Source organism: Winogradskyella psychrotolerans, assembly GCF_018860545.1.
Classification (GTDB): domain Bacteria; phylum Bacteroidota; class Bacteroidia; order Flavobacteriales; family Flavobacteriaceae; genus Winogradskyella; species Winogradskyella psychrotolerans_A.
This window is the reverse complement of sequence record NZ_JAHKPN010000052.1, coordinates 263887-280137: the sequence shown is the minus strand read 5'-3', so window position 1 is coordinate 280137 and position 16251 is coordinate 263887. Positions and strand designations below refer to the sequence as shown.

Sequence of the window (16251 nt, the reverse complement as noted above, 5' to 3'; positions counted from 1 at the left end):
CTATTCAAACTCTATTAAAAGGGAATTTTTATCAACCGTTTGTCCTTGTTTTACCTCGATAGATTTTATAATTCCATGGCGTGGTGATTTTAGAACATTTTCCATTTTCATGGCTTCTAATATTAATAAATCATCATTTTCGTTCACCTCTTGGCCTGCTTTAACACTGATTTCTAATATTAAACCTGGCATTGGTGCTTTTATATCACTGACCTGTTTTGAGGCTCCGATTTCAAAACCTAATTCTTCAATTTGTAGATCTAATGCGTCATAAATATCAACCTCATAGGTGCTATTGTTTACTTTAACAGTATACAATTTATTATTAAAATCAGCGCTTAAGATCTCTGCGGTTATAGGCTTATGATCTTGAAGAATGTGGTATTGATTATGGGCAGTTTCTACAGTGTCTAATAATTCACTATCTTCTTTTGAGACATTGAAAACATATGACGTGTTCACTTTTATCTTGTACATAAAATGGAGTTTATTATGTGATTTGTATGAAATCATTAAATGAACTGCAAAATATGAAATTTATCAGGGTTTTTTTAAGAATCTTACAAAGATTTGAAGTGAGAATCGTCTTGATGGCGTTTTATTGCCTTTTTTGATAATACAATACCAATAATTAAAGACACAAAAGCACCAATAGATATTCCGGGAATGAAATTGATGAATAAGAAAAAGTCATAAGCTCCATGGAATAAAACGGCTAAGAATAATCCGGCCATATTAAGTGCAAATCTATTTTTTGAGAATTTAGCTTTCCCCATAAAATAACCCATGAGTATTCCAAATGTAGCATGCGCTGGAACTGCTGTAAATGCTCTTAAAATAGCGGTTTGATAGCCGCCTTCAATCACATACATAACGTTTTCAGTACACGCGAATCCCATGGAAACCATAACGGCATAAATAATACCGTCGTAAGGTTCGTTGAATGCTTTTTTAGGTTGTGCATAGTATTTTACAATGACGTATTTACTGAATTCTTCCGACAACGCAACCACTATAAAGGCTTGAATAAATTGTTGTCCAACACTGAATTGATCTGTAATAGGAATGAAGCGTCCTGTAAAGAAATATAATACAAAGACAATAAGAATACTGACTATGGCACCTAATAAAAAGCTTTTAATTAATAAGCCTCTTGGTTCTTTTTCGTGTTTATCTTGAACGTAAATATAAAGGAGAACGGCACAGATGGGAGCGAGGGCTAGTAGGAGTAAATTCATAATTAATGTTCTTTTTTGATAGACTCGATTATGAATTTATAATAATCAGAATTACTAGTCACAAAATGGTTATTGATACTACTGTTTTTTAAAAGTTCTTCAAAGTTTTTGAGCGTTACTAATTTTACAGCTTCAACTTCCGCTTCTTGAATAGTAAGTTGATCTAAAGGCATTTTTAATTCGGTTATAAAAACCTGATGAAATTCGTTGTCCTGAATTTTACCATTGTTATAGGACGTTTCATGAAGAAATACACCAATATGTTTTAAGTTAGTTGCGTCAAGCTTCAGTCCAATTTCCTCTTCAGTTTCTCGTAAAGCCGCTTCAATAAAAGTTTCACCAGCATCAATGTGTCCAGCAACGGAAACATCCCAAAGTAAAGGGTAAATAATTTTTTTATGAGAACGTTGTTGTAAAAGAATTTCACCTTTAGAGGTGTACAACCATAAATGAATGGTGTTATGGTACAACCCTTTAGCATGTGCTTCTGACTTTAAAGCGGTTTTCCCTGTCGGTTGACCTTGTTTTGTAACAATATCTAGTAGTTCGTCCATAGTTGTAAGAAGACCTCAGAGGTTTTAGAAATCTTTGAGGTCTTTAAAATTATTATTTTGATAAATCTAGCTTAGCTAGTTATTTAAAATAACTAAACGTTTCTCCGTCTTCTATTTTCAATAATGTTTCATAAATTAACTTAATCACATTTTCCACATCGTCTCTATGTACCATTTCTACTGTGGTATGCATGTAACGAAGCGGTAATGATATTAGAGCAGAAGCGACACCTCCATTACTATAAGCAAAGGCATCCGTGTCTGTTCCTGTGGCTCTAGAAAGTGCAGCACGTTGGAAAGGAATTTTCTTTTCTTCAGCAGTATCTGTAATTAAATCTCTTAATTTTTGTTGCACAGCTGGAGCGTAAGCGATTACTGGGCCTTTTCCGATTTCAGCATAACCTTGTGTTTTTTGCTCAATCATTGGAGTCGTTGTATCGTGCGTTACATCTGTAACAATGGCAACGTTAGGCTTAATAGTTTGTGTAATCATTTCAGCACCACGCAAACCAATTTCTTCTTGTACGGAATTGGTAATATAAAGTCCGAACGGTAACGTTTTTTTATTCTCTTTCAATAAACGCGCAACTTCAGCAATCATAAAGCCTCCCATTCTATTGTCTAAAGCTCTGCAAACAAATTTGTCTTTGTTTAGAATATGAAACTCATCTGGATACGTAATTACACAACCGACATGAACTCCCATTTTTTCAACTTCGTCTTTGTCTTTTGCTCCGATATCAATGGTAATATTGTCTGGTTTTGGAGCTTGCTCTTTGGCTTTACTTCTAGTATGAATTGCTGGCCATCCAAAAACACCCTTTACAATACCATTTTTAGTATGGATATTTACAATTTTACTCGGAGCAATTTGGTGATCACTTCCTCCGTTTCTAATCACGTAGATTAATCCGTTATCTGAAATATAGTTCACATACCAAGAAATTTCATCAGCATGGCCTTCAATGACCACTTTAAATTTAGCATTTGGATTAATTACCGCAACTGCTGAACCATAGGTATCAGTGATGAATTCATCAGCATAGGGTTTTAAGTAATCCATCCAGATTTTTTGACCTTCCCATTCATAACCTGTAGGAGAGGCGTTATTTAAATATTTTTCGAGGAAATCGATTGATTTTTTATTGAGAATGCTTTTTGAAGCCATAAGAATTATTTTGAATTTCTGTAAAAATAAAAGGATTTCCTAAGCTTTTAATAGCTTTTGAAAATTTTTTGTAACAAATTCAACTATTTTTACACTTATACGTCATTAACCTTAAACTTAAACTCAATACAATGAAACATCCATCCAAAAAATTTGATATTCAATCAAATGATTAATTAGGATGTTCTATGTGACCATAAAAAACAAATAAATATAAATTCATGAAACTAGTCATAACCAACCTTACTAAAACATACAAAAATGGCGTAAAGGCTATTGATAATCTAAACCTTGAAATCGGAACAGGAATGTTCGGACTTTTAGGACCAAACGGAGCTGGTAAATCCTCTTTAATGCGAACCATTTCTACATTGCAAAGTCCGGATTCTGGGTCTATAATGTTTGGAGATATCAATGTTTTAGAAGATAAAATGGCATTGCGAAAAGTATTGGGTTATTTGCCACAATCTTTTGGTGTGTATCCTAAAATGTCGGCCGAAGCGTTGTTAGATTATTTTGCCACTTTAAAAGGGATTGGTTCTAAAACGGACCGAAAGGCCATAGTAAAAGAAGTTTTAGATATTACCAATTTATATGATGTGCGTAAAAAACATGTGGCAGGTTATTCTGGAGGAATGAAGCAACGTTTTGGTATTGCACAGTTGTTATTAAACAATCCAAAACTTATTATTGTCGATGAACCAACAGCAGGATTAGATCCCGCGGAACGTCATCGTTTTCTTAATGTTCTAAGAGAAGTAGGTACCAATTGTACCGTCATTTTTTCAACACATATTGTTGAAGACGTAAAAGAACTTTGTAATGACATGGCGATTCTAAATGGTGGACGTATTTTAAAACAAGCCACTCCATCTCAGGCAAGAGCAGAATTACAAGGTCGTATTTGGACGAAGGTTATTGATAGAGATGATTTAGAAGCGCATGAAGCACAATACAATTTATTATCATCTAATTATAACGAAGACAATTCATTAAATATAAGAGTATTTAGTGATAATCAGCCCAATGAAGATTTTAAATCTGTTGAACCACAATTAGACGATGTGTACTTTATAGCACTAAAACAAGACGAACCCGTAAGTGCCGTTTAATTTTTTAACCTAAAAAAGTACATCTATGTTTTCTACAATTTTTTTTTATGAATTAAAGTACTGGGCAAAACGACCTGCGACTTACATTTATATGGCGATTTTCTTTATGTTATCATTATTTATGGCAGCAACAACAGCAGGCATATTTGATAGTATAACAGCCACAACAGGTTCTTCTCGTATTGTGAATTCTCCAATGGGAGTAAAGGGCTTATTTAATGGATTGGCTATTTTAATTTTCTTTTTATTTCCATCTATCATAGGAGCTTCTATTAATAGGGATTTTAAAAGTGAAATGCATTCCATTTTATATTCGTATCCGTTTACAAAGGCCAATTATTTATTTGCTAAGTTTTTTAGTGCCATTGTCGTTGTAACATTAATTGTAATGACTATTGGAGTCGGAATGTTCATTGGTTTCAGATTACCTGGCACCAATTCTGATTTGATTATTGCCTTTGATATTAAATCGTATTTTAATGCGTACTGGCTTTTTATTCTGCCTAATATTTTGCTTTTTGGTGCTATTGTTTTTGCGGTAGTCACTTTCACAAGAAATATTGCCGCAGGCTTTATAACAGTTATTTTATTGCTGTTTGTTCAAGGCGTTACTGAGAGTTTATTATCCGATCCAGACAGTCGCTATTTGGCAGGATTATTAGATCCTTTTGGCGAGTCTGCTTCTGCTTATTACACAAGTTATTGGACGGTCTTTGAGCAAAACGAAATGCATATTCCTATTAAGGAATTAATTCTGTACAATCGTTTATTATGGTTAGGTGTTGCAAGTTTAGTGTTTGGTTTGGTCTATAAGTTTTTTACGTTCAGCCAAAATGCGATGTCATTTTCTCTTTTCAAAAAAGTAAAGGGAGAGCGTTCTATAAAACGTAATTTTGGTGGTATTACTAAAATAAACCTGCCAAAAGTATCTTATGATTATTCTATAATTCAGAACTTAAAAGCAACCTGGAAAATTTCTAATGTAGAATTTAAATACATCGTTAAAAGTTGGCCGTTTATAAGTATTGTTTTAGTTGGATTAATAATTGTCTTTATTGCTTTAGCAGACGTGGGTAACCCATACGGAACAACAACGTATCCTAGAACTTGGCTCATGTTACGAGGTGGTAGTGCATTTGTGTTTGCTATTAATATTTGTACATTTTTATATGCAGGTATGTTGGTGAATAGAAGCAAAATTGCTAATGTTAATGGCTTAGAAGATGTGACTCCAATACCAAATTGGTCCTTATTCTTATCTAAGTTTATTGCGATAGTTAAAATGCAAATATTGTTGCTTACCGTTATTATGGTTTCGGGTATTTTGTTTCAATTGTATAAAGGGTATTTTGATATTGAACTGGGTTTATATATTAAAGAACTATACGGTTTAAAACTAATTAATTATGTGGTTTGGGCCTTCTTAGCATTATCGATTCAAACATTAATTAGAAATCCGTATTTAGGTTTATTTGTGCTTTTAGTGATTTCTATAGCCATCCCATTTTTAAGTTTGGCAGGTGTAGAACAAGCCGTATTCAAATACAATGAAGGTCCTGGATTTAGGTTCAATGATATGAATGGATACGGAGATTCATTAGCTAATTATTTAACTTATAAATTCTATTGGGTACTTGGAGGCCTAGTATTAATGCTTATTGCTGCATTGTTTTGGGTACGTGGTTTACCGCATTCGTTTATAGAACGCTTAATGATTGCTAAAGCAAGATTTACAACACCAATGGCCATTACGTTTGTTCTGATTTTAGGAGGTTTTTTAACTATGGGTTACACCATCTATAACGCTACAAATATTAATAACGATCGTTATTCTTCTAAAGAAGTTGAAGAAATGACTGTGGATTGGGAAAAAACCTATAAGAAATACGAAAACTATGCCCAACCTCGGATTGTTGGTGTAAAAGTAAATATGGACCTCTTTATTGACAATCGTAATTTTGAATCGTCTGGTGAGTACGCTATGATTAATAAAACAGATACGGCAATTGATAGTATTTTCTTAAATCATAATGACTATCCAAGTACGTTTAAATTCAGTCGTGAAAACACGTTAGTTTCAGAAGATACACTTTACAACTTTGATATTTATAAGTTGAAAGAACCCTTGATGCCAGGAGATTCGATGACTTTAAATTTCACGGTTAAAAACAAACCAAATACGTTTTTGGTTTCTAATTCACCTATAATAGAAAACGGAACCTTTATCAATAACTTTCAATTATTTCCTTCTTTGGGTTATAATGGAGGAGAGCTTACCGATGATAAAACACGTGAAAAATATGATTTACCTCCCAATAAGCTAAAACCACATCCTTCAGATTCTACGGCGTTAGGAAACACTTATATTTCAAAGGATAGCGATTGGATAGATTTTGAAGCCACAGTGAGTACTAGTGAAGATCAAATTGCGATTGCTCCAGGCTATCTTCAAAAGGAATGGGTGGAAGATGGAAGACGCTATTTTCATTATAAAATGGATAGTAAAATCTTGAATTTTTACGCCTTCAATTCCGCAAAGTATGAAGTAAAAAAAGATACATGGAACGATGTGAGTCTAGAAATTTACTATCATAAAGGCCATGAATATAATCTTGAACGCATGATGGATGGCATGAAAGCTTCGTTAGCATATAATAGCGAGAATTTTAGTCCATATCAACACAGACAATTGCGAATTGTAGAATTCCCAAGTGGTGGTTTTGCACAATCTTTTCCAAACACTATTCCATTTGGTGGAGATACAGGTTTTATTGCAGAAGTCGATGATAGCGAAGACGGCGGCATAGATTATACCTATGCGATTACAGTACATGAAGTAGCACATCAATGGTGGGCACATCAAGTTATTGGTGCTGATGTTTTAGGAGCCACCATGTTATCTGAAAGTTTATCAGAATATGTGGCTTTAAAGGTGCTTGAAAAAGAACTTGGAAAACAACAGATGCGTAAGTTTTTACGAAAGTCCTTAGACGATTATTTATTGAGTAGAACTTTTGAGCGTAAGCGCGAAAAACCACTAATGTATAACGATGGACAAGGATATATTCGTTACCAAAAAGGCTCGTTAGTATTTTATGCACTTAGTGATTATATAGGTGAGGATGTCTTAAATGGAGCCTTAAAAACGTATGTAGAAAAGGTAAAGTTTCAAGAACCACCTTATACTACATCTATAGATATGGTAAATCACATTAAAGCGGTTACACCAGATAGTTTACAATATGTAATTAAGGATATGTTTGAAACTATAACCGTTTACGACAATAGAATTAAGAATGCTAAATCTACAGAACTTGATAACGGTAAATATAAAGTAGATATAGAATTTGAAGTCAGTAAATACAGAAATGACGACAAAGGAAAACAATTATTTTCGGAAGTTGGAAGAGATTCTATTTCATATTTACCAGAAGGAAAAACAAAACCGATTTTATCGCTTCAACTTAAAGATTATATTTATATCGGAATTTTTACAGAGAAAGATGTAGATGGAACAATGAAAGAAGAGCAACTCTATCTTAAGAAACATAAAGTTACCGCTATTGATAATAAAATAACCATTATTGTTGATGAGAAGCCGACTGAAGTTGGTGTAGACCCTTACAATAAATTAATTGATAGAAATTCTGGTGATAATCGTCAAAAACTATAATTAGAATTAAGTTTTAATATTGAAGACCTTTCGGATACAATGTATTTGAAAGGTCTTTTTTATAGGTGTTACTTTTTGAGATGATTTTAATAATATTAATAAGAAATTATGGTTATAGACTTTAAATATTATTAATTTTGAATTTGGTTAAAATCAAGATTTTGGAATGGTTTTGGCACTAAAGAATTTCATGAGGTATATCGTTTACATAGTATTGTTATTTTCAGTAATGTTGCCTGCGCAAGAAGATCCTGTAAAACAAGATTCTACAGAAGTGCACTACATGTATATTGAAGGAGATTCTATTCCTGTAACATCAGTAGAATTAAAAGAAGTCTTAGTACTTCCCAATTTAAAATTTAAAGACAGGGAAGCTCGGATCCGTTATATTATTTTAAGACGAAAAACGTTAAAAGTGTATCCGTATGCTAAATTGGCTGCAGAACGTTTAGAGGCTTTACAAGACCGCTTAGATGGCTTAGAACATAAACGCGATAAGAAGCGCTATGCTAAGATTATTCAGAGTTATATTGAAGATGAATTTTCGGCAGAACTGAAGAAACTCACAAAAACGGAAGGTCAGATTTTGGTAAAACTCATTCACAGGCAAACCGGAAAAACAACCTTTGATCTTATTAAAGAATTACGCAGTGGCTGGCGTGCCTTTTGGTTTAACAGTACGGCAAGTTTGTTTGATATTTCTTTAAAAAAGGAGTTTAGTCCTATAGATGAAGAGGAAGATTATTTAATAGAAGATATTCTACAGCGTGCATTTCAAAGTGAGCGGTTAAAACGACAAGAGCCAGCGTTTGAAATTGATTTTTATGACAGCCTAAATAAATGGACAAAAAAAGCTAAAGAACCTAGTAATTCTAAAAGTTAAATTATGCGCGTTCAAACAAAATTAGAGGAACAACTAAATGCTTGGACACATGGTTTTGGAGCACTTTTGGGTATCGTCGCTTTAGTTTTACTTATTATACATACAGATGACACAAAGCCTTGGAGTTTATTTAGTGTAATTGTTTATGGAGCTTCCATCATAACCTTATTTTTAGCCTCAACATTTTACCATGCGGTAGAAGGGGAGAAGCGCAAACATTATTTTAGAATTGTGGATCATGTGAGCATCTATCTGCTTATTGCTGGCACATACACTCCTGTTTTATTAATTCTACTCACTGATAGTTTAGGGTGGCCATTGTTTTGGACTGTTTGGGGGATTGCTGCTTTTGGCGTGATTCTAAAACTCTTTTTTACAGGACGTTTTGAAGTGTTTTCAACCCTTTTGTATTTGGTAATGGGTTGGTTGATTGTTTTCGATTTTACCAACGCGTCTGAAGCTCTTGGATCCAATGGAATTTTGTGGCTGTTTGCAGGTGGTTTATTTTATACCGTTGGTATTATTTTCTATGCCATTCATAGAATTCCTTACAATCATGTCATTTGGCATATTTTTGTTTTAGCTGGTGCAATTTGTCATTTTTTTATGGTTTACCTTTATGTGATTTAAAACCATTTTTGTTAGTATAACGATTCAATAACAGCATCGATTTCGTTGTGAATTCTATCTAACTCTTCGTTGTAATTGTCAGAATCATAAGTAATTAATTTTTTAAAGAGCTCAAAAGCTTCTAATCTTAATTCTGAATATTTAAGTAGTTTTTTATTCTGCTCTAAGAGTTCTAGTGGTAAATCTTCAATGGCATTAGTTCTTTTAATGATGGCTATATTATCTTTCCATTTAGGAATGGCTAAATCATTAAGTTCATTTAAAAGGGTGAGGTCATCTTCGGTACTAAAATGCTCGTAAAACACTAATGATTCTTCTTCATTTTTTGCGAATTGCTCTAGTTCAGCATCATAGGCATCATATGCTTCATCAGGAATTAAGAAGATAGAAGCAACAATAATTGCTGCTAAGACAATTAGTGAAATTAGACCAATACCTGCTGCTTTCCATCCTGAGTAAAACGCGTTATTATGTGCTTCATGTGTATCGAGTATTGTGCCATGAATTTTATTTACGATAAGGTAGATAATTCCTGTGTAAACTGCTGGAATTACCATGTTAGGAACTTTATCCATTATAGCTTCTGGAATAAGAAAAAGGGTACCAAAGAGTGCTACTGTTGCTATAATTGAAATGATTAATGCTGTTTTTCCTTTGTCATTTTCATTTAAAGCTTTGTAGTTTTCTTTAATTAAATAACCTGCTGCCATTGGGCCGCCAATAAACGTAGCGATTCCTATAGATTTTTGTGAATAAAATTTTAAGTCTTTGGTCGTATTGTTTGATTCAGTCATTTTTTTGGTTTAAGGCTTTAAAAGTAACTTATTTAGAATTATTATTTGTCCAAGATGGTAATGGGTATGTTCAATGAGACCTAAAATATTAGATGTGTAAGTACCATATTTTTTATCTGTAAAAGGAGTGTCTAAAGTAGTGTCTGGTAATTTTGATAGTATTTTAGTAAAGCGTTCAGCCTCATTCCACATGGTTTTTTGAAGTGTTTCCCATTCGTTTTGTGATGAAATATTTGGGTGCTTATAACTTTCGCTATCGTTTCCAATAAGTGGACCATCTTCTAAAACTCTAAGTTGCACTTTAATGAAATAGTGAATATGATAGGTGAGCGCCAAAATAGTATTGAAACCTTCTATCTTTCTAATCGCTGTGTTCCAATTAATGTTAGAAACTGTAGTTTTTAAATTAACCTCTGTCCAATTACCACCAAAATAAACCTGATGCACTTGTGTGGCGAGTTGTTTTGAGGTTGGCATTTTTTACAGTAGTGATTTGGTTAGTATGAATTTATAAAATTGTGTGGGCTGCTGTTAATTCTTGCTTTTTCTTGAACTAGCTCCTGCTTTTATTTTTTCTTCAAGTACAAGAATAACCGTCTTTTTTAAATCATCATAATCAAAATCTTCTTCAAACCCATATCTGAATGTAGAATGTGTTCCATTTTTATCCATACCAAGGACGTATTTTGAGCCTCCAAGTTCTATAGAGATGGGCGAATTTTCAGTTTGAATGGTAAATTCAGTTTCACCTTTATCATTTGTAACGTAGAATATATGTTTATAATATAATTCTCCTTCGTTCTCTTCAAATCGTTCGTAAACAAAGATTAACTTTCCATTCCATTCAAACTGGTCAAAACAAAACTTGGTTTTTAATGAATCTTTTAACTTCCCTTCGTTATAGGCTAGATATAATTTTTCTTTAAGTGGTACTGCTTTTTCGTACTCCTTTTGGCCGTAGTAAACTTGAATTAATTTAGCATAAGATCCATAATCGTTCGGAACCCTTTCAAGCAATTCTTTATAGGCAATTTCAGACTTTGTATACTCTTTTTTTAAAAATTCATAGAGTCCAATGTTATAAAGTGCAATGATGTACGAATCAGATTCATTAGAAATCATGTCTTTCGATTTGTAAAAAGCGTCTAATGCTTTATCGGGCTGATTCAGTTCTGCATAGATTTGAGGAATCATTGTAAACGGTCTTTCAATAGGTTTGTGCTTTTCGGTTGCAGTAGTATAAGCTGAAAGTGCTTGGTCTAACTTATCTTGACTAATAAATGCATCACCTAAACCGCTATAATAATTAGAGTCATTAGAATTTAACGCAATAGCTTTATTAAAGGATGAGATAGCGTTATCGAACTGTCCCATATAATTATAGGTCATTCCTTTTATAAAATAAGCATCTGGATCAGTGCTGTCTTTTTGGATGGATAAATCCATTAATTTAAGCACATTATCATCATCAGCTTTCATATAATACGCCATTCCAATGTAATATATGGCTTTGGCTGAGTAGTCATTTGCTTTATCAGCGTGTTCGCCAATGATTTTATCGTATTGTTCTTCATTTAAAGCGGCTTCTAATTCGGTCGCTAATTGATCTTGAGCATAATTACTGAAGTGAAAAAGGCAAATGGTTAAGGTGAATAGAATTTTTTTCATAATTCGATGTAATAGTATGATGATTTTTTAAAGCAGAGTTATGCACGTCTTTATTCGTCATTTCCATAAACAAGATTAATAAAATCGGACTTTTCTAAAGTACCAAAATAATCTTCAATGGAAACGTCTTCTAGGATTTTATTAATTTCATTTTTATCATAAGGAACATTAATAAGTAAAGTTTCAAGATCAGAAATGGGTTGTCTTCCGAAGAAATCACCGAAAACTTTAAAATCTGAAATATGGCCTTTTTCAACGAAAATTCGAAGGTCAATTTCACCTATAGGAAAACGTTTGTTGCGTTGAATATTGAATTTAGGGGAACGTCCAAAATTCCACTTCCATAAATCATATTTTTCAGCTTTTAAATCATGAACAGCTTTCCATTCTGCCTCCGTTAATTTATAGGTTTCAAAAGGTTCGCTGGCCTCATATAAACCAATGAGTAATTCCTTCTTAAAGTCTGCCATTGAAATAGAGGTCTCTAAAAAGTCGCTAATATTTGCCACACGACTTCGTACCGATTTATGACCTTTAGATTGTATTTTACTCATTTTTACTTGCAGCGCTTTAGCTACTTCACTCATATCGGTATCGAAGAGTAAAGTTCCGTGGCTAATCATACGTTTTCCAGTTGAAAATTGAGCCGTACCAGAGATTTTCTTCTCTTCAACTAAAATATCATTTCGTCCTTTTAGTTCTGCAGTAACTCCCATGTCATTTAATACCTTAATTACAGGTGCCGTGAATTTTTTGAAATTGCTAATGCTTTTACCATCGTGATTAGTGATAAAACTAAAGTTTAGATTTCCTAAATCGTGATACACAGCGCCACCACCAGAAACACGTCTCACCACATGGATATTGTTTGCGTCAATATAGTCTTGGTTAATTTCTTCTAAGGTGTTTTGATTGCGTCCAATAATAATGCTAGGTTCATTAATGTAAAAGAGTAAATAATCTTTAGAGGCATCAAAATGTCTTAAGGCATATTCTTCTAAGGCTAAGTTTAATTTAGGGTTAGTGTGGCCTTCGTTATCTATAAAAATCATAGGATTGAATTAATTGGGTCTTATGACAAAGATAATAATTTGAAAATGCCTGACTTGTGAAGGATTCGGTTTATTTAGGCAAAAAGTGACGCCTAATTTTAATGGTTTGGCTCTGAATATAATTTAGTTACCATGTTTAGTTTGAATATTTTTTAATCAATATTTTATTATTTAAATACCATATTTTTCCATTACTACCTGTGTTAAAGAACAAATCAGGATGTCCTTTATAATTGGGATTACTAGTATCTAATTCTTGTTGTATGTGTTGTGGTAGCCATTCAAAGTTAAAAGCTTCTTTTTGATGGTTTTGTTCTATCCATTCCATGTCTTTTTCAATTGCCTTCATCTTCGTAAAGGTTATAGAATCAAATTCTAAAAGGGCTTCTAAATAATAGTCGGAAGGTCCAGGAACAGACAATCTTTCGTTTTGACCTGAATTATCGATAAAAACATACTTAAACTTAACTTTTGTTGGTCGGAATTTTTCGAAATTTAATAGCTTGTCTAGTTTTTCAATATCACTAGAGGTCATTTCTGTTATGTTTTTAGAAGATTCTTTACAACAGAAAACACCTAAAAAAGTGAGTAAAACTATGAGTTTTTTACTGTGAGTTTTCATTCCGCTATAGAACTCCAGTTTTCTCCTGTTTTTATCCTATGAATTTGTGTTTCAGATACGCCAAAACGTTTTGCAATCATATTTACTCTATTATTATCGTTTTTTAATTGTCGTTTTATAATTTTCACTTTTCCTTCGCTTAATTTTCCAATATTCTTACTTCGTTTTTTAACAATTTCGTCCCAATTTGGATGATTAAATTGATGCAGTTCTTTTTCTCTTTTGGTAGCCCATTTTAGATTTTCTATTCTATTATCGGTTTTGTCATAGTTTAAATGAATCACACATATGCCGTCATTTTTTTCTAAAAAATGTTCCGCTACAAGTTTATGAACGTATCTACTTGTTTGTTTTCCGTTCTTTTTTTGTTTGACAGGTAGATTCTGGTAGCCGTTTATAAAGTATTCTTTAACTAGAACTTCTTCATCAGTTTTACAGTTTATGATTCTACCGTAATTTGATATTTTAAATTTTTCTTTTTCGGAAATTTTGTCGTCAAAAACAATCTCTTTCCATTCTTCATTCCAATAATTTCGTATCATTTTTCAATGTTTTTTCAAATGTAGGGTAATATGTTTCTGTTGATTTAGTGGTGTGGTTAAGCGACTAAGTTAAAAAATTATAATAACATAGAAAATCCAATGGGATTTACGTGAGTAGGTTAGTGCTAGGCAATTAATTTTACACGGAGTTGTAATTATTTTTTTGTCAGCTTAAAACTATCCATTATTCTCAATGATTCGACATGGTTGTTTTTATAATTATCATAAAGCGTTACAAAAGTCAAAGTATAAATTTGTTTTTCTGTTAGATAAGTGTAGATAATGGTTTTAAACTTATAATTGCCTGATTTTCCTTCTGCGATTAATTGATGAGATTTTAATCCATTTTTGTTTTTTATTTCGCTCGAAGCAATTTTAGGTTCAGTCAGCATTCCACCAATCTGTTTTTCCACTAACTCTTTGTACTTTTCAAGAGGTATTGTAGTGTCACTCAGATTTTGTACGATTAAATTTATGTTTTCCGTAAAAATGTCCGAACTCTCAGTATTTGTAGGATATAGAAAAATTTTAGTTCCGTTGTCGCCAGAATCATTTAAAATCCAATTTGATGGATATTCTATTGAGTAATTATCTTTCTCATATTTTACGTTTTCGTTTTGTTCCTGCGCAATGATTATTATAGGAAATAAGATAAATATGAGTAGTAGGTTTTTCATTTTTCAAATTAATTACAACGTTGTTGTGTATGGTTAGTGGCGTGGTTAAGCAACTAATTTAGCAAATAAATCACAGATAGAATATTCCGCAGGAATGTTCGTAAGTCGGCAGTGACCAAGCAATTAATTATACACGGTGTTGTGGGTAGTTTTATTTCTCATAGAATTCCAAACCATCTGTTGATAAATAATAGTAAACATTATTAGGGATAAATACTTTTAAGAAATCAGTAGAACCATATTTATAAATTGGTTCTGGGATTTCACTAAATTTTGGTGGTAAAAAAGTCAATTCCCGATTTCTAAAAGCTACACCTTTCAACCCATTATTTGAATATCTTAATTCAGATTGAAATACATGTAATTCTTCGAACTCAAAATCCTGAATTTTGTTTAAATAGAAGATACTTTTTTTCCCATTTGACTTTTCTAAAACTAAGAAAAATGTTTCACGGTACTTACTTAATTTATATAGTAACACATTTTTGTATATAGGTTCAACCAAAACGTTATCTGGTAAAAATGCTTCATCCTTTTTTGCTATACCAAACTTTTTTGCTTTAGAAGACTGAATGAGTCTAATGTCGCTATAATATTTATCTGTTAAAATGTATTTGTTTTTCTTTTTAGTTTTATATTTTTTACTATCGTTGGTACTGTCAATACTAAATTTAGTGTTTGTTGAGAGTTTTTGGTTCTTTTTTGAGCTTATACGATGAACTACCTTATCTTCGATTTCCAATATTTCAGTAGTAGGAACCTTAATAAACCTCTCAAGTTTATTTTTTCCATATCCATATTCGTAGAAAACATATTGTTGGTGCGAATTTGGATTTGTAAATAATAGAGGATACATTTTAGGACGTTCAGGTTCTGTTGTTACATAAGTTACATTATTATCTTTTTCGCTTTTAATAATTTCTTTCTTTTGATTAATGATTTTATAAAATAAAGCAGACGTTTCTTTTTTTAGATTGAAATATTGCTTTTCATTAACAATTTTATTAATCTCAAAAATACTATCTAATACAATGGCTTTTGGTCTTCCTCCAACAATTTGCCTATACCAAACATCATTTTTGTTTTGCCTTTTTAGTATAACAGTAAAGTCGTACTTTTCTTCAATAAAATAATCTATAAAATAATCTTTTTTATCAAAAGCATTTTTGAATTTGTTATTTAAAAATCTGAAACTCCCATTTTTCCATAAAGCAGTATTTTTATTAACAAAACCAAGATTCGTTATAGAATCGTACTCAATAGGAACTACTAGTTCATAATTTTTTTTATCTGCATTATATGCAAACAATCCCCATTTTCCATTCTTAGAAACTTTTGGAATCCAACGAAGTTTTTTTAAAAAGTCATGGTTGACAGAATCATATATTGGTTTAACTAATATTTCTTTAGATTTTCTATCAGCATAACCCCATAAATTACCCTTTCTGTATGGAATAACTTTATCCGTTAAATTGTAATACGTTTGAGCTGATAAGCCAATTGGGACTACTAGGAATATTATAATAAATATTTTATTCATTATTTTAAAATTTTATATTTTGTTTTCAACGTAGCAGGAATTACCCACAACTCGTTATATAACAATAAATATACACCTTATCCCATACTATTTTCAGG

General features: G+C 32.2%; 16 protein-coding genes. 4 read left to right on the top strand and 12 right to left on the bottom strand.

What is annotated here, in order from left to right; translation table 11 throughout:
• From KO515_RS17165 to KO515_RS17150, 4 genes are all read right to left on the bottom strand, one after another.
• Positions 1-477, bottom strand: a complete 477-nt coding sequence (locus KO515_RS17165) for an acetyl-CoA carboxylase biotin carboxyl carrier protein subunit (protein ID WP_215937562.1) — start codon at positions 475-477, stop codon at positions 1-3.
• Positions 478-560: 83 nt separating this feature from the next.
• Positions 561-1238, bottom strand: a complete 678-nt coding sequence (locus tag KO515_RS17160) for a PrsW family intramembrane metalloprotease (protein ID WP_215937561.1) — start codon at positions 1236-1238, stop codon at positions 561-563.
• A gap of 2 nt (positions 1239-1240) precedes the next feature.
• Entirely contained in the window at positions 1241-1792 is a 552-nt protein-coding gene (locus tag KO515_RS17155) for an NUDIX hydrolase (protein ID WP_215937560.1), read from the bottom strand.
• A 79-nt stretch (positions 1793-1871) separates the two neighbouring features.
• Positions 1872-2960 (bottom strand): M42 family metallopeptidase, encoded by a 1089-nt coding sequence (locus KO515_RS17150; RefSeq protein ID WP_215937559.1) that lies wholly within the window; start codon positions 2958-2960, stop codon positions 1872-1874.
• 221 nt (positions 2961-3181) lie between these two features.
• Between KO515_RS17150 and KO515_RS17145 the strand changes: the two genes are divergently transcribed.
• The 4 genes from KO515_RS17145 (at position 3182) to trhA (ending at position 9258) form a co-directional block, all read left to right on the top strand.
• Positions 3182-4072, top strand: coding sequence for an ABC transporter ATP-binding protein (locus tag KO515_RS17145; protein ID WP_215937558.1), 891 nt, complete (start codon positions 3182-3184; stop codon positions 4070-4072).
• A gap of 25 nt (positions 4073-4097) precedes the next feature.
• Entirely contained in the window at positions 4098-7745 is a 3648-nt protein-coding gene (locus KO515_RS17140; RefSeq protein WP_215937557.1) for an ABC transporter permease/M1 family aminopeptidase, read from the top strand.
• A 190-nt stretch (positions 7746-7935) separates the two neighbouring features.
• Positions 7936-8628: a DUF4294 domain-containing protein gene (locus KO515_RS17135; protein ID WP_215937556.1), complete on the top strand. Its 693-nt coding sequence runs from the start codon at positions 7936-7938 to the stop codon at positions 8626-8628.
• Between the two features lie 3 nt (positions 8629-8631).
• Positions 8632-9258: a PAQR family membrane homeostasis protein TrhA gene (gene trhA, locus KO515_RS17130; protein ID WP_215937555.1), complete on the top strand. Its 627-nt coding sequence runs from the start codon at positions 8632-8634 to the stop codon at positions 9256-9258.
• A gap of 11 nt (positions 9259-9269) precedes the next feature.
• Here the strand turns inward: trhA and KO515_RS17125 are convergent, their stop codons facing one another.
• From KO515_RS17125 to KO515_RS17090, 8 genes are all read right to left on the bottom strand, one after another.
• Complete coding sequence (locus KO515_RS17125) at positions 9270-10052, bottom strand: hypothetical protein (RefSeq protein WP_215937554.1); 783 nt, start codon at positions 10050-10052, stop codon at positions 9270-9272.
• Between the two features lie 9 nt (positions 10053-10061).
• On the bottom strand, positions 10062-10529 hold the full coding sequence (locus KO515_RS17120) for a DinB family protein (RefSeq protein WP_215937553.1): 468 nt from the start codon (positions 10527-10529) through the stop codon (positions 10062-10064).
• Between the two features lie 54 nt (positions 10530-10583).
• Positions 10584-11720, bottom strand: coding sequence for a tetratricopeptide repeat protein (locus KO515_RS17115; protein WP_215937552.1), 1137 nt, complete (start codon positions 11718-11720; stop codon positions 10584-10586).
• Positions 11721-11770: 50 nt separating this feature from the next.
• On the bottom strand, positions 11771-12772 hold the full coding sequence (locus KO515_RS17110; protein WP_215937551.1) for a lipoate--protein ligase: 1002 nt from the start codon (positions 12770-12772) through the stop codon (positions 11771-11773).
• 136 nt (positions 12773-12908) lie between these two features.
• Entirely contained in the window at positions 12909-13394 is a 486-nt protein-coding gene (locus KO515_RS17105; protein WP_215937550.1) for a hypothetical protein, read from the bottom strand.
• Positions 13391-13936: an HNH endonuclease gene (locus KO515_RS17100; RefSeq protein WP_215937549.1), complete on the bottom strand. Its 546-nt coding sequence runs from the start codon at positions 13934-13936 to the stop codon at positions 13391-13393. Before KO515_RS17100 ends, KO515_RS17105 begins: the two co-directional genes overlap by 4 nt.
• A gap of 155 nt (positions 13937-14091) precedes the next feature.
• Positions 14092-14613, bottom strand: a complete 522-nt coding sequence (locus tag KO515_RS17095; protein WP_215937548.1) for a PsbP-related protein — start codon at positions 14611-14613, stop codon at positions 14092-14094.
• A 151-nt stretch (positions 14614-14764) separates the two neighbouring features.
• Positions 14765-16153, bottom strand: coding sequence for a hypothetical protein (locus KO515_RS17090; protein ID WP_215937547.1), 1389 nt, complete (start codon positions 16151-16153; stop codon positions 14765-14767).
• Between the last annotated feature and the right edge of the window lie 98 nt (positions 16154-16251).

Bases quoted from the DNA above. Each gene is read 5' to 3' on its own strand.
- KO515_RS17165 (WP_215937562.1), bottom strand. From the start codon at position 477: ATGTACAAGATAAAAGTGAACACGTCATATGTTTTCAATGTCTCAAAA.
- KO515_RS17160 (WP_215937561.1), bottom strand. From the start codon at position 1,238: ATGAATTTACTCCTACTAGCCCTCGCTCCCATCTGTGCCGTTCTCCTT.
- KO515_RS17155 (WP_215937560.1), bottom strand. From the start codon at position 1,792: ATGGACGAACTACTAGATATTGTTACAAAACAAGGTCAACCGACAGGG.
- KO515_RS17150 (WP_215937559.1), bottom strand. From the start codon at position 2,960: ATGGCTTCAAAAAGCATTCTCAATAAAAAATCAATCGATTTCCTCGAA.
- KO515_RS17145 (WP_215937558.1), top strand. From the start codon at position 3,182: ATGAAACTAGTCATAACCAACCTTACTAAAACATACAAAAATGGCGTA.
- KO515_RS17140 (WP_215937557.1), top strand. From the start codon at position 4,098: ATGTTTTCTACAATTTTTTTTTATGAATTAAAGTACTGGGCAAAACGA.
- KO515_RS17135 (WP_215937556.1), top strand. From the start codon at position 7,936: ATGAGGTATATCGTTTACATAGTATTGTTATTTTCAGTAATGTTGCCT.
- trhA (WP_215937555.1), top strand. From the start codon at position 8,632: ATGCGCGTTCAAACAAAATTAGAGGAACAACTAAATGCTTGGACACAT.
- KO515_RS17125 (WP_215937554.1), bottom strand. From the start codon at position 10,052: ATGACTGAATCAAACAATACGACCAAAGACTTAAAATTTTATTCACAA.
- KO515_RS17120 (WP_215937553.1), bottom strand. From the start codon at position 10,529: ATGCCAACCTCAAAACAACTCGCCACACAAGTGCATCAGGTTTATTTT.
- KO515_RS17115 (WP_215937552.1), bottom strand. From the start codon at position 11,720: ATGAAAAAAATTCTATTCACCTTAACCATTTGCCTTTTTCACTTCAGT.
- KO515_RS17110 (WP_215937551.1), bottom strand. From the start codon at position 12,772: ATGATTTTTATAGATAACGAAGGCCACACTAACCCTAAATTAAACTTA.
- KO515_RS17105 (WP_215937550.1), bottom strand. From the start codon at position 13,394: ATGAAAACTCACAGTAAAAAACTCATAGTTTTACTCACTTTTTTAGGT.
- KO515_RS17100 (WP_215937549.1), bottom strand. From the start codon at position 13,936: ATGATACGAAATTATTGGAATGAAGAATGGAAAGAGATTGTTTTTGAC.
- KO515_RS17095 (WP_215937548.1), bottom strand. From the start codon at position 14,613: ATGAAAAACCTACTACTCATATTTATCTTATTTCCTATAATAATCATT.
- KO515_RS17090 (WP_215937547.1), bottom strand. From the start codon at position 16,153: ATGAATAAAATATTTATTATAATATTCCTAGTAGTCCCAATTGGCTTA.